Annotated in this window: 14 protein-coding genes; all 14 read right to left on the bottom strand. The window is 47.7% G+C overall.

Annotated elements, in window-relative coordinates:
• Positions 1–15 precede the first annotated feature (15 nt).
• The gene (gene flgK / locus ACFQNF_RS14195; RefSeq protein ID WP_380188594.1) at positions 16–2,253 is read right to left on the bottom strand and encodes a flagellar hook-associated protein FlgK; all 2,238 of its coding nucleotides are present in this window, start codon (positions 2,251–2,253) and stop codon (positions 16–18) included.
• A 94-nt stretch (positions 2,254–2,347) separates the two neighbouring features.
• Positions 2,348–3,205, bottom strand: a complete 858-nt coding sequence (gene flgJ / locus ACFQNF_RS14190; protein WP_380188593.1) for a flagellar assembly peptidoglycan hydrolase FlgJ — start codon at positions 3,203–3,205, stop codon at positions 2,348–2,350.
• Positions 3,206–3,353: 148 nt separating this feature from the next.
• Positions 3,354–4,445, bottom strand: coding sequence for a flagellar basal body P-ring protein FlgI (locus ACFQNF_RS14185; protein ID WP_380188592.1), 1,092 nt, complete (start codon positions 4,443–4,445; stop codon positions 3,354–3,356).
• 48 nt (positions 4,446–4,493) lie between these two features.
• A complete protein-coding gene (locus ACFQNF_RS14180; protein ID WP_380188591.1) occupies positions 4,494–5,177 on the bottom strand; it encodes a flagellar basal body L-ring protein FlgH in 684 nt (227 codons plus the stop codon).
• A 16-nt stretch (positions 5,178–5,193) separates the two neighbouring features.
• Positions 5,194–5,979 carry a flagellar basal-body rod protein FlgG gene (flgG, locus tag ACFQNF_RS14175; protein ID WP_046351274.1) on the bottom strand — a complete coding sequence of 262 codons (786 nt, stop codon included), beginning with the start codon at positions 5,977–5,979 and terminating at the stop codon, positions 5,194–5,196.
• Between the two features lie 122 nt (positions 5,980–6,101).
• Positions 6,102–6,842 carry a flagellar basal-body rod protein FlgF gene (flgF, locus tag ACFQNF_RS14170; protein ID WP_380188590.1) on the bottom strand — a complete coding sequence of 247 codons (741 nt, stop codon included), beginning with the start codon at positions 6,840–6,842 and terminating at the stop codon, positions 6,102–6,104.
• A gap of 59 nt (positions 6,843–6,901) precedes the next feature.
• Positions 6,902–8,194, bottom strand: coding sequence for a flagellar hook protein FlgE (flgE, locus tag ACFQNF_RS14165; protein ID WP_380188589.1), 1,293 nt, complete (start codon positions 8,192–8,194; stop codon positions 6,902–6,904).
• 65 nt (positions 8,195–8,259) lie between these two features.
• Positions 8,260–8,931 (bottom strand): flagellar hook assembly protein FlgD, encoded by a 672-nt coding sequence (locus tag ACFQNF_RS14160; RefSeq protein WP_380188588.1) that lies wholly within the window; start codon positions 8,929–8,931, stop codon positions 8,260–8,262.
• A 21-nt stretch (positions 8,932–8,952) separates the two neighbouring features.
• Positions 8,953–9,366 carry a flagellar basal body rod protein FlgC gene (flgC, locus tag ACFQNF_RS14155; RefSeq protein ID WP_380188587.1) on the bottom strand — a complete coding sequence of 138 codons (414 nt, stop codon included), beginning with the start codon at positions 9,364–9,366 and terminating at the stop codon, positions 8,953–8,955.
• An 11-nt stretch (positions 9,367–9,377) separates the two neighbouring features.
• Entirely contained in the window at positions 9,378–9,782 is a 405-nt protein-coding gene (gene flgB / locus ACFQNF_RS14150; RefSeq protein ID WP_380188586.1) for a flagellar basal body rod protein FlgB, read from the bottom strand.
• A 179-nt stretch (positions 9,783–9,961) separates the two neighbouring features.
• Entirely contained in the window at positions 9,962–12,148 is a 2,187-nt protein-coding gene (locus ACFQNF_RS14145) for a T6SS phospholipase effector Tle1-like catalytic domain-containing protein (RefSeq protein ID WP_380188585.1), read from the bottom strand.
• Between the two features lie 2 nt (positions 12,149–12,150).
• A complete protein-coding gene (locus ACFQNF_RS14140) occupies positions 12,151–13,107 on the bottom strand; it encodes a DUF3304 domain-containing protein (RefSeq protein ID WP_380188584.1) in 957 nt (318 codons plus the stop codon).
• A 97-nt stretch (positions 13,108–13,204) separates the two neighbouring features.
• Positions 13,205–13,975, bottom strand: coding sequence for a DUF4123 domain-containing protein (locus ACFQNF_RS14135; RefSeq protein ID WP_380188583.1), 771 nt, complete (start codon positions 13,973–13,975; stop codon positions 13,205–13,207).
• Positions 13,972–14,249, bottom strand: a 278-nt coding sequence (locus ACFQNF_RS14130) for a DUF2345 domain-containing protein (RefSeq protein ID WP_380188582.1), incomplete at its 5' end; no start/stop codon positions are given. The genes ACFQNF_RS14135 and ACFQNF_RS14130, both read right to left, overlap by 4 nt.

Here is a 14,249-nt window from a genome sequence, read left to right as displayed (position 1 = left end):
CGCGATAACGCCGCCTTAACCACCAATCCGCACAATGGCATCAAAAGCTTGCTGAGCAATTTGAATCACTTTACTGGATGCCTGATAAGCCTGTTGATAGCGCAATAAATTAGCCGCTTCTTCATCCAGATTCACCGCCGAAACAGAATCACGAGAGATTTCGGCTTGTTTCAGCACCTCAGTTTGTGCCGTAGACATAATATTCACTTCATTGGTTTTTGCACCAATCACTGCCACCATCTGCCCGTACGCTTCCTGATAATTAGAGCGATTTCCATCAATAATTTTACGGCTTTGCAATTCGCCCAATTTCAAAGCATTTCGCCCGTCAGCATCTTGAGCTGTACCCGGTTTAATCGAAAATTTATCCCCTTGCGCTGGCTGCCCATCAATTTTTACATTCCAGCCATTCAATGAAATTGTTTGTCCTGCTGTATAAGTTGTCGGGGCAGAAACCGACCCTGTAACGGTATCAGTAAGGGTGTAAGTAGTGGGTGTAGTAAATGTAATATTTACCAGATTTTTTAATGCAGGGTTCGCTGCCGAGGTCGTTGTGAGCGCAGACGGCGTATCCACAGCAACCTGCCCAATTTTACCCGTACCTGTATTAGTGCGCTGGGTATCCGAAATAATAGCCACACCAGCGGCCAACACACGTGGATCAGTGGGTTTGATCGCCATGCCACGGCTAAAGCCAGCAAAAGGCTGAACCATAAAGCGATCGCCGCTACTTGGTGCGCCCTGTGAAAAACGAAGACGCAATCCATCAATACTGAGGGAGTTGGCATTATCCGTGAACTGCGCGCCAGTAATCATGGTTCGCTGGCCATCAGACTGGCGGGTAATCTGATAATCCGCACCGTCATAAAACACTTCGTAATCACTCGCCTGAACTTTGCTTACATCCTCAATATACCCCCCCAATAAAGGGGCAAGTAAAGGCGGCACAGGCACGGTATTATTCCGATTAGACAACACATTACCCACAGCAGGAGGCATGCTGATTCCCACTGTTTCACCCGCAGCCATCACGCCCGGCACACCCCAGTTCAAGCCCAAAACAGTTGGGTTGGTCCCCATCACTGCAGCGCTCACTGTTTGGCTTACGTTATCTGACAAACGGGTGATGCTGTATTCACTTCCAGCTACGCCGGTAAACGTCAGCGAATAATCACTCGCCACGCTTTTTACGCCCGTTGGTAAGCTCACGGTAGCAAATACAGTGCTTACCCCTGCAACGGTATGGGTTAATGACAAATTACTTTGCTGATAATCAAAGAAATTCGTCCCCATATTGCCGTATAAATCTTGCCCCTGACGCATCTGGGCATTGAAGGTTTGCCCCAGCACCAAGGCCATCCGTGCGATGGCATTATCGGCGGCATCCAGTGTTTTGTTTCGATACTCCAACAAACCACCCAACTTGCCCCCAGTAAGCATTGTTTCAGGGATTTCTGCATCAAGCGAGCCTTGGGTATACACAATAGTAAGCCGCTGCGGGTCACTAGCCGACGGCTTGGCCGCAATTGAATATGCCGTCCCCCCCACCACTAAGTTTTGCCCATTACCAATAAATACATTCAGTGTGCCATCGCTTTGCTTAATGGTCGTTGCCTTCACTAAGCTGTTTAAATCCAGCACCATCTGATCGCGCTGATCTAATAAATCATTAGGAAACTGCCCGCCACTACTTGATACCGCAATCTGGCCATTAATTTGTGCAATTTGCTTAGAAAGCGCGGTGACATGATCTGCTGCACTTACCAAACTGCCATTCACCCCTTGCCGCATTTCCAGCAAACGCTGATCAAACACCTGAAAACGATTTACCAAGCCCTGTCCATTACTCATTAAAGACTGACGGGCAGGCAAAGAAGCCGGGTTGGTGGCAATCCCCTGCACCGCACTAAAAAACGATTGCAAAACAGGCGATACACCCGCTGCCGGATCGGCCACCAGATTATCCACTTGTTTGATTTCAGCCTGATACGTACCGTAATAGCTATCTTGCGATACGGCAGTCTGCACTTGCTTGGTTAAAAACTCATCATATGAGCGCTGCACTGTATCCACACGCACACCAAGCCCGGTGAAGCCACTGCCCGTATATTGCGGATAAGGCGCACTTTGCTTAATGCTCTGACGTGAATAGCCCTGCGTATTGGCATTCGCAATATTATGACCTGTCGTACTTAAACCCAAGCTGGCTGCGTTTAAGCCACTTAAACCAATACCAAATACACTGGCGCCCATGATGCAACTCCTTTGCTACTATTTATCGGCACAAACTGCCAATACTTAAAGGCAGCTCAAAACCTGTGGTTTTTGCAGCCTCAGGTTTAATTGCTTACGCAAGCTGGCGGCGTAATTGCTCAGCCACTTGCGTTAATTTATTGGCATATTGTGGATCAGTGGCATAGCCGCCCGATTGCAAGGCTTTGGCATAGCCCTGCGCATTCGCCCCTTGCCCTACAGCATCGCTATAGCGGCGCTTAATCAGGCTGGCATAATCATGAAAAGCATCGGCATAAGAATCATAAACACGAAAAGTCTCTATCCGTTTTTGTGCCTGCCCACCCACAAACTCTGTTGTCACAATATCTGTGGTTTTGCCTTTCCAGTCTTTAGTGGCTTTAATGCCAAATAAATTATGGCTATCGCTCCCCGCAGCATCTTTAATCGGCTTTTTACCCCAGCCCGATTCTAAAGCGGCGTGCGCCACAAGCACATGCGGTGACACGCCCAGCGATGCCGCAGCACCTTCTGCATTAGCCGCCAATTTAGAAGCAAAAGAATCACCGCTTAAAACGGCACCTTTTGCCGAAACCTCGGCGGCTTTTGCCGCAGGCAAACTGTTATGAAATGAAGGCGAAGATTTTTGATAGAGCGAAGGATCACGCTGCAATTCAATTTGCCGCACAATCGACTCAGCAAAACCCACCCCGCCCTGCTTAGACCACATTTGAGAAAGCTGCTGATCGTGCATGCCACGGAACATATTGGCCGTATCTGATTCCATCTCATCGTATTGAGGTGTGGCTTCCCGCATGGATTTAAGCATCTGATTAGTCAGCAATGCTTCAAACTCACGCGCTACCGCCAGTGCGGCCTTGCTTGGATCTTGACGAGCCAGCTGGCGCAGACTGTCTACACCGCGCACATCAATGGCAAGCTCATTACTGGATGGAGTAGCAGAGGAGATCATACGGGGCCGCGCTTAATAAAAGTATTAAGCAGGTATGAAGCAATAACTATGCCGGAGTCGGGAGTCGGGAGTCGGGAGTCGGGAGTCGGGAAAGCGTAATTCAAAGTATCCCCTGATCAAGCAATGATTAAGAAATACTCATCAGCTATCAAATCACTTCTAGCTCAGCCTTCAAAGCGCCTGCCGCTTTCATGGCTTGCAAAATCGCCAATAAATCCTGCGGCGTTGCTCCTACCGCGTTCAGCGCCCGTACCACATCGCGCAAGGTGCTGGATTTTGGCAGACGCACGATAGGCCCTTTATCAGACTGAATCTGAATATCGGCATTTTGCACTTTAGTGGTTTTACCGCCAGCCAAAGGATTAGGCTGCACCACGGTATTTTCTGCCGTAATCGTCACGGTTAAATTGCCATGCGCAATGGCGCAGCTATCCAACTTAACCGCCTGATTCATCACAATCGAGCCCGTGCGCGCATTGATAATCACCTTAGGGCTGGATTCTGCGGGGGTGACATCAATGTTTTCTAAGCGTGATAAAAACGCCACGCGTAAATTATTATCTTGCGGTGCACGTACTTGAATCACTCGCCCATCCAAAGCCACAGCCGTGCTTGGATACTGCGCATTCACCGCATTCACCACGCGATTGGCGGTCGTAAAATCGGTCGTCAATAGCTCCAGCTGAATAAACTCGCCATTGCCTAATAAAGTAGGCACTGATTTTTCAACCGTCGCCCCCGATGGAATACGGCCTGTTGCCAGCTGGTTAACCTGAGTGCTTGATCCACCCGCCGATGCCCCCGCCCCAGCCACAATAATATTCCCCTGAGCCATAGCGTAAATTTGCCCGTCGGCCCCTTTCAGCGGCGCCATCAGGAGCGCTCCGCCGCGCAAAGACTTGGCATTACCAATCGAGGAGATCGTCACGTCCAAGGGCTGACCCGGCCTTGCAAACGCAGGCAAAGTGGAGGTGACGGTTACCGCTGCCACATTTTTTAACTGTAAATTGCCACCGCTCGGTACTTGAATCCCTAGATTGGTCAGCATATTCACTACCGACTGCACGGTAAACGGCGTTTGCGTGGTTTGATCGCCACTACCATCCAGACCTACCACGAGGCCATAGCCCACCAACTGGTTATTACGCACGCCAGCAACCGATGCCAGCTCTTTGAGCTTTTCAGCATGAGCAGGCACCAGCGCAAATAAAAAACAGCAGATCAGGGCAAAGCGAGACATACACACAACCTATTCAGACAACATTTTAAAAACACCAAAGCACAAATTTTAAAACGGCATCACATTTAAGAAAAACCGCTGCAGCCAGCCTATGGTATTGGCATCGGCCATAGAGCCAACGCCCAATTGCTCGATACGCGCATCGGCTACTTTATTGGATGAAATGGTATTGCCAGCCTTTATGTCGAGCGGGTTAATCACACCTGTAAAGCGTAGCGTATTAATTTGATTATTCACTGCAACTTGTTTCTCACCACCCACAATCAAATTGCCATTTGCCAGCAAATCAACCACCGTCACTGAAATCGTGCCTTTAAACGTATTGGTGCTATTGGTCGCGCCCTTGCCTTCAAATTTATTCGTTCCTGCTAACTTAACCGCAGCCTCGCCCTCGCGCGCAAAATATTTTTCAATATCAAAAGGCAACAGGGGAATATTGCCCTTGGTGCTGTAATCAAGCGATCCGGCTTTATTGCTGCTGCTATTGGAGGTATTGACGGCAGCGAGGTTTTCTTCGATGGTGATATTGAGCAAATCACCGATATTGCGGGCCACTCTTTCTTCAAACAATAAGCGCGAGCTATTGGGCTGAAAAATAGAGCCATTATTGATACTAGCCACGACCGGCTGGGCAGGCCTTGCCGTGGTCGGCTGAGTAATCACTGAGGGTGGCGTGGTACAAGCGGCAAGCAACACGGCAATCATTGCCGCAACGGCAAGACGAGCAATCATTTCAATCCTTTTAAAACTAAAGCTGCGTCAGTTTTTGCAGCATTTCATCAGATGTTTTAATCGCCTTCGAGTTAATCTCAAAAGAGCGCTGAGCCTGAATCATATTAATCAGCTCTTCAGTCACATTCACGTTCGACGTTTCTACATAGCCCTGATTGAGCGCACCCAAGCCATTAGTGCCTGGCGTACCGACCGTTGGCGCACCCGAGGCCGTGGTTTCCATATACAAATTTTCCCCAACCGATTGCAAGCCGGGCGGGTTAATAAAAGTAGCCAGCTGAATATTGCCCAGCTGCACCGGGGCCGCGCCATCATTATTCACAATGGCCGTAACCGTACCATCTTTAGCGATCGTCAACTTAGTCGTACCGGTTGGCACTTGCAAAGCAGGCTGCAAAGCATAGCCACTGGATGTCACCACCGCGCCTTGGCTATCCACTTGAAAAGAGCCATCGCGGGTATAGGCCGTTGTGCCATCGGGCATGGAAATCTGCAAAAAACCCTGGCCATTAATCGCCACATCCAACGTGCCGTCAGTCAGCTGCAAATTACCCTGCATATGAATACGCGCAGTGGCCACTGGCCGCACCCCCGTTCCCAACTGCAAGCCAGTAGGCTGCTGGGTTTGCGCGCTGGTCGAGCCACCGGGTTGGCGTAAATTCTGGTAGAGCAAATCTTCAAACACCGCACGTTCACGCTTATAGCCATTGGTGCTGACGTTGGCCAAGTTATGCGAGATAACATCGACATTCATCTGCATGGCATCCATGCCGGTTTTAGCAATCCACAGCGAGCGCATCATGATGCGTACTTCCTATTATTTTTAGTTTGATATGCGATGGTACGCACTAGGCAGAACCACGCTTTTTTAATCTGTGAAACACGCTGTTTAATCAATTTTTCTATGCGCGACTTGCAATCCAATCAACCTGTCAGCGTTAATAGCTGCGAGGCACTTCTTGCGTTTTGATCGACGGTTTGCATCATTTTAATTTGCAAATCGTATTGGCGCTGCGCGCTAATCATTTGCACCAATTGATCTACCGGATTCACATTACTCACTTCCAGTGATTCTGAAGCAAGTTTTACGCCAGCATCCGCCTGCGCCACTTCGCCATTTCTTTGGCGAAACAAACCATCACTGCCTTTTTCCAGCTCACTTTCAATAGGGTTGACCAATTTTAGCCGGCCAATTTCTACCGCCTGAGCTGGGTTATCAAACGGCGCACCATTGATCGTGCCGTCTTTTGCAATGGTAATACGCGTATTTTCTGGAATAGTCAGCGGGCCATTTTCACCCTGCACCACCAAACCACTACGCGTTTTTAAGAGGCCTGCCGCATCAATTTCAAAGCCACCATTGCGGGTATAAGCCTCCCCTGTAGGCGTTTGCACGGCCAGCCAGCCCTCGCCATTGACCGCCACATCTAAAGCACGGCCAGTTTGCTGCACAATACCGGGAGTAAAATCAGCGCCCGTAGTCTGCTCCACCACATAAGCACGGCTAGGTACACCTATGCCGCCAATCACCGGTACCGCACGCGCTGCCGTTAGCTCGGCCCTAAAACCCGGCGTGGCTACATTCGCTAAATTATTAGCGACAGACGCTTGCCTTAGCATCGTTTGCTTAGCACCCGTCATCGCTACATAGAGCATTCGATCCATTGATTTTCACTTTTCATGTAAGGCGGAAAAAACGCGGGTTGCACCCACCCTACAAATTATTAACGCAGATTTACAATCGTTTGCAAGATGGTATCTTGCGCTTTAATCGTTTGCGCATTGGCCTGATAAGTACGCTGTGCGGTAATCAGATTAACCAGCTCCCCGGTGAGATCAACGTTTGCATCTTCCACCGAAGCCGATTGCAAGGCCCCCAGATCACTGGTACCCGGATCATTGGTTCTGGGCTGGCCCGAGGTAAAGGTTTCTGCCCAGCGATTGTCACCTAAATTTTGTAAACCTTGCACGTTTGCAAAGTTAGTTAAAGTGACTTGCCCTACCGGCCTAGACTGACCATTTGAATACTTACCTTGCACAACGCCATCGCGGCTTACCGAAATACCGGTCAAAGTACCATCAGGGTAACCATCCTGCTGAATAGAATTCACCCCAAAAGGGCTACCATACTGGCTGGTACCATCCAGAGAAACGTGAAATGCAAAGGGCGTTGTTGCGCCAGAAGTCAGCGCGGTTGAAAACGCTAAGGGCGTATTACTCACTAATTTACCATTCGAATCAAAAGTCACATCAGGGTAAGGCAAACCAGCCACATTGGGCACAGAAACCAGATCGCTATCAAAGCGTGTACGCACCTCCCAAGTATTAGGTGCGGTCTTGGTAAAATACATGGTGAGATTGTGCTCAACACCTTGCGAGTCATAGACTTTTGCCGAAGTTGAATTCGTAAATGTCTTAGGATCTGCCGGGTTAAGCGCCCCAACATAATTAGTGGCAAGGGGGTTGGTCCGGTCTTTGGGCAACTGGCTGGCATCTAAATTCATACCCAGAGAAAGACCCGCACTTACACCGCCGCCTGCTACCTCAGTCCAGCCTGTGGTTTTAGCACCGATATTGCCCACTGATAATTGCAAAGGAGAAGGTGTGCCGCCTTTTTTCAAGGTGTTGGCATCAATATCATAGGGCCAGCCAGTGAGTTTTTTACCGCTGGCACCCACGATATAGCCTTCTTTATCCACTTGAAACTGGCCATTACGGGTGTAGCTCACCGAAATATCGTCAACCATGCGAAAAAAACCATTACCTGTAATCGCAATATCCAATGGATTACTGGTTGAGGTGATATTTCCCTGACCAAATTGTTGAGTGACCGCAGCAGTGCGCCCGCCCATCCCGGTAATCGTCGAGGAGGTAGCGAAAGAATTAGCATACATATCAGCGAATTCACTTCGGGACTGTTTAAAACCGACAGTACTGGAGTTGGCAATATTATTGCCAATTGCGTCCAGGCTCTTGGACGACACACTCAAACCACTCAAGCCCTGCTGGAAACCCATAACCTTACCCTCAAATTGTTCTATTCCACGACTAACAGCCCGGCTGATTTAACAGCAAACTAGCGCTAGCGGATTTGTTTCACATCACCAAACGCCACTGTTGTCTGGTTGGATAGCATGACATTCACACCGGTCTTTGCCAGCTCAACGCTACTTGCTATTTGCCAGGTCAGGGTATTTAAAGCAATTTCCTTGCCATCTTTCACACCGCGCGCAGAAATAAAATAATCGCCAGCCGCCGCCTTCTCGCCGTTTTCTAACTTACCATCCCAAAGCACACCCGCAGCACCGGCAGCTTGTTGCGGCAACGTAAGGTTGTCGACCACAGCACCATTTTTATCTGTGATCGTCACTTTGATATTGCTCACGCCCGCAGGCAGATCCACCCTAGCATCGGCTGATTTTGTGCCATCAAATTTCATTTGATTACCAACAGTCAGCACTTCTTTACCAATCAAGGCCGCGGCTTGGAAGCTTTGCGCCGAAGCAAAACTCGCCATCATCGATTGCATGGTGGTATTGAGTTTTTCGATGCCGGTCACGCTACTGATCTGCGCCATCTGGCTGGTGGTGGCCGCGTTATCCATCGGATTCATCGGATCCTGGCTCTGCAACTGCTTGACCAGCAACTTAAGAAAACGATCTTGCTGCTGGTCTGCAGCAGAAGCCTTGTTATCTGTTTTTTTATTAATTGCCGAATAGTCAGTCGTCGAATTAATCGTTGTGCGGGGAACCATGATGCCTCTCCAGAGCGTTTATCAAGACTGACCGAGCGCTAGCGTGCGCAGCAGCAGGGTTTTGGCCGTATTCATCACATCGGCATTGGTTTGATACGAGCGTGACGCTGAAATCATATTAGCCATTTCTTCAACCACACTCACATTAGGCATCGCTACATAGCCATTGGTATCGGCCAGCACATTTCTAGGGTCATAGACGAGCTTAGGCGGTGATTGATCTTCGATCACGTCGGCCACCCTGACGCCCACAGCCCCTTTTCCGCCGCCTGCAATCGGAGCCGACTGAAAAACCACCTGCTTGGCACGGTAAGGCTGGCCATTTGAGCTGGTAATCGATTCTGCATTCGCCAAATTAGACGCCACCGTATTCAAACGTGTGGTTTGCGCATGCATTGCAGAAGAAGCAATATCAAACACTCTGAACATCGACATGATTTAGTCCTTTATTGGCCAGTCAGCGCGGTGCGCATACCTTCAATCTTTTTTTGCATAAAGGTAATGCTCGCCTGATAGCGAATCGCGTTATCTGAAAACGCGGCCATTTCTGCATTCATATCCACCGTATTGCCATCAATGCCGGATTGTCTTGGATTGCGGTAAAGCAACGCTCTAGACAAGGGATCAACACTGTCTTTAGGCTGCAAATGACGCGGATCCGTACTTTGTAAGGGCTTGACTGGATTTTTTTGCAGGGCGGCTTCAAACGATTTTTTAAAATCAAAATCGCGCGCCTTATAGCCCGGCGTATCGTTATTAGCGATATTTGAAGCCAAAACTTCCTGCCGCTGGCTGCGCAGCGACAACGCCGTTGCTTGCGGGCGGAAGTAATCGTCCAAACGTCCTAACATAGCCAAACTCCTTATTCATCGAATCTCACACTACTGTAAGCAGGAAGTATGCCAAGCAAAAAGCCCGCATTCAGCGGGCTTTAGAAGGGAATCAAGCAAGGCTTCGGCAATTATTGCCGCCTTATATGCAACATCAGTAAAAAACACGAGCAGACAATAACCCAAAAAACGCTTACATCTTATTTTAATGCACCTATTGCTGCAGCATGCCGCTGCCGCTCAGCACTCATACGCAAGCTCTGATCCCGCAAAGCTTCTCCGTAACCTTGGGCATTTATTTGCCCTTCTTGATAGCGCTTTTTAGCATTGCTATTTTGTTGATTTAAGCTTTGCAGATTATTCTCATGCTGCTGATTTTCAAGCTCTCTTTTACGTGCTTTTTCTTTGCTAAGCGGATCCTGTGGCGAAGCAGGCAGAGCAGAAGCTCCAAAAACATGCCGCCAGCGCAAATAGCCATAAAGCCTGATCGGCTCTTGCCCCCCGCTTCTCACCGGGTATGTTTTATTGGTTTTCAGCTTTTCAATTCGTTCAATATTCTCTTGGTAATCTTTATTATCAACCGACTTCATTTGCTCATCGCTCAAACGATAGGGCGAACGAACCCTTTCTTGTTCGGCTTCAATACTTTTAATCATTTTTGTTCGTGTTTTCTCCATGCCACCTTCATTAAACCAAACCTGATCATCATCGCTAAAATTGCTGGGTTTAAACCATGCTCTGGAATCATGAACCAGTGTTTCAAATAACACCTTACTCGCTGGCAACACCGCCTCCTGCTTCGTCCATTCTGCAAAAACACCCTCATTCCAATCGGCCACTTTGGCTGGCCAGATAGAGAGCTCAGAAACAAGCGGTGTGTATTTTTCCAACATATTTAATTCTTGCTGCAAAGCCAGATCAGTTGTTTGTAAATCATGCCGGTCCTGCGTTTTTTTTGGTGCACTATCCAGCGAAGCAGACATACCGGCTAGCAAATGAACTTTGCCCAACATGCTTTTTCGCCAGCGTAAGAAAATGCCATAGTGACGATGAATAATCTGCAACAGAGGCTCTTCAACCTGTGTTTCTGTAAGCCACATTACCCCCGATGGCTTGCCGCTACCCACTCGGGTGGCCGCAATATAATCGTTAAAGGCTTTAACCGTGCCTGGATCAATCTTGAAATTGCTTTGATGAAAATCATTAAAATCTTTTAGACCTAGCAAGGGCACACTGGCAATCAAGGCTTCGCGGTACATTTGTGCCAAAGGAATTTGCGAAAGCTTTTTTGCATCCCCCGCCGCCGCCACACCAATAGAGCGTCCCTGATCATTTGGCGGATAGCCACCACCTACATCCGAATGCACACCGGGGTAGACCACCTCTTTACACTGTGCACCACTACCAATTGAATCAAGTGGAAACGAGCCACGCACTTCATGTGCCGATACCAGATGCACACAACGCTTAACCGCAGAACTGACCTGCAAGTTCTCCACACTAGCCCAAACATAGTGCCCTTCCACACCACCAATCGGCACAGAGTTAGCCAAACCAACCGAGGCAACCGTATCAAAAATGCCTAAAAAATCAATTTTTAAAGAAATACCTGCAATACCATCGCTGTAGTATTTTTGCAGCCAGCTACAGAAAACCCTAGCCTCGGCCGCGCCGCGTGAAAAACCAAACACCGAAAGACGTACAGAGCGAATAGTGGGTGAGCCTCGAACAATCGGTGCAATGGCTTTAGCTAGCTTTTGCGACCTATCCTGCAAAATAAAACCGCGGCCTCGGCTAGGTGCGCGGATTGAATATTGAGACCCTCGATCTCTCGCTGTTTCATCCAGCATTTCTGTCGCCAACTCAGCATCATCTTTTAAAGGATCACTGAACTGCGCCCCCATAATGGCCGCATGAATATGATTACTGACTTGCAATAAGGCCCAATTAATACGGACCTCGCCATGCTTCGACATGGCCAAGCCCAAGGTGTTGTCCGCCCCCTCCCCAGTATCACCCAGCTCAATAAAGGGCGTGCCGACGCCAGGAATATACGTTTTACGATAATACTTTTTCTCATCCTTTGGGATAACTGAAGACCACGCTGCGGCGGCATCTGCTTTAGCTGCTTGTTTAAGGACTTTCAATTTAGCAACGGTGGGTTCACCAGAGTACGCCTCATACAAACGCGCCACATTGCTATGAGCAAAAGCATCGGTATCACGGTATTTATTATTATTTGTACCGTCAAAAAAGAAACCTAGGTAAATGTCTTGCTCGCATGGCAGGCATTTGGGGCGATTTTGAGTTTTTGTACGCTGGCTATCCTCAGGCCCAACTAGCTTTAAAGGATCTTCCCTACACTCAGATGAAAATCTTGCTGACATGCCTAGTCTTCCTTGTAATCTAATTCGCACATTTTTTTATCCGATATGTCCCAATTTTTTCTGCAGTCCTCAATCAATTCTTTGCAGGCTTTGCGATTATCTTCTGGAACACCAGCAGAAAGGATTCCCTTTTCCGTACACCCCTCCCTATAACTACGCGCAATGCTCTCATTGGAATTAGGAGTATATTTCGGCAAATTCCTCTTACATTCTTTTTCCGAAAGCCGCTCAACACATGCGGCCATTGCGTCTTTTTTAATTTTTCCCGGCCAAGCCGGATAACCTGGCTCCACTTTGGATACGACCAGCTCCACTTCCTGCCCAGGATGAAACAAGACATAAAGATCACCGGCCTGCTGATAGCGGGGTATTTCTAATTCACGATGATATTTATCGGGTTTAGTATGTGTTTTATCCGCCTCTTGCCAATCAACACTCACGTACATTCCCGGCTGCCATTGTTTCGGCAAGCTAATACAGCAATTTTTTCCACCCGGCCCGTCTAAAAAATCAACAATACTGCCACCTATGGCCTGATTACTACGCAGATCAGTCAATGTGTATTTCACAGCCCAATCATGCATATAATTGACCGAATCAATAGAGGCCGAAACCGTATTGCCTGACTCATTCGCTGCGTCATTTTTAGCTTGGGCAGATGGCCCGTTCATTGCAATGCCCATCGCAATAAAAACAAGGCCATTAATCATGAGTGAATGCTTAAACACAAGCCATAATCTTGCCTCTACTTTACTCGCCCAAATAAGTACCACGATATGACTCAAAAACAATCCAAAAAGAGAAAGAACCATCAAATAAGCAGGGCCATAGCCCGAGCCTGTCACGGCCAAGTACAGGGCATAGGCATTCAAACAAGACACCACAATCATAAATAAATTAAATCCATGCTCAGCATCTGTAATTTCAGTTTGCTCTGGTGCTTTTTCTGGTAAGTCCATTGATAAACCTTTATAAAAAACTCAAATTAAGTAATAAAATATTTTTACGTATTTAACACTTTGCCCATTAAAAACACCTTTCCCAAACATTCAGCCATCATGCTGCTTCGCCGTGTAAATACTCAACACAAAAACTAAGAATTTCATCATCACGGCTACCCTGAATCAATGCTATATCGCAAAGCTCACTTATTTGCGCATAGGCTTTTGAAGGCTCAATGGGCAGCAGAGACTGAAGCCCGAGCAATTGGATATTTTGCAAAATTTGATCAGGCAAAGCCCAATCCATCATTTTTATAAATTGCGCTTCAGTCAGTACCAGCGCCTGATTTGTGATTTGAGTTTGCCCTCCGCCTTCAAGCTGTACAATTTGAGCGGCCCGATCAAAATAAACCACGCTGCTAAATGGAGATAAAAATGCAGCTTTTTGTTCTGGGCTAAGTTGCGCAAGCAGATTGGGCAAAATACGTGTGTCCGCGTAGCGCAATATATAGCTTAATTTTTCTGGAAGAATAGTGACATCAAAATACTGATCAAAATGGCTAAAGATGGCTTCTCTATCCAGAGTGCTTAAATAAAAACTAAGCATGGGCTGCCCATTGGTGATTTTCAATAGTAACTCTATTTGCTCATTAAACGTTATTTGATCCTCGCTATTTAACTCACAAAGCAGCGGGGAAACATCTGTTTCAGCCCCATGATCTTGATAAAGTGAAGTCCATATAATCCGATTTCTCATTTTCTTTAACAAACGAGGATCGAAACTATGGTCCAGCAAAGCATAGACTTGCGTTGATTCAGAAAGGTAAGTAGCCAATTGTGCAAGCAATACTTGGGCACAGTCTTGAGAATAAGCATTAATCATCATGATGATTTCTTCGCAAATGGGCTACCTGCAGCTTTCGCTTTTAGCATGCAAGATTTACAAAATGAATCTGGAAAAATAGGCAATGTGGGGTTCATTTTAGCCGGGCCACTCACATCATGAGTAGCGCCTTTAATACTTACTTCCCCAGGGCAGTGGATCTCGATATCGCCGCCTTTTAGCCGGATATAGCCGCCACCTGCCGTGACTAAGATTTCATCTTTAGCCGAAACACTGAGCAGCCCCTTGCAAGCCGTCACTTTTAGGTCTTTATCGC

It is taken from the genome of Iodobacter arcticus, assembly GCF_042664895.1.
GTDB classification, from domain to species: Bacteria; Pseudomonadota; Gammaproteobacteria; order Burkholderiales; family Chitinibacteraceae; genus Iodobacter; species Iodobacter arcticus.
The sequence above is the reverse complement of the archived record's forward strand: the minus strand, read 5'-3'. Positions and strand labels throughout refer to the sequence as shown.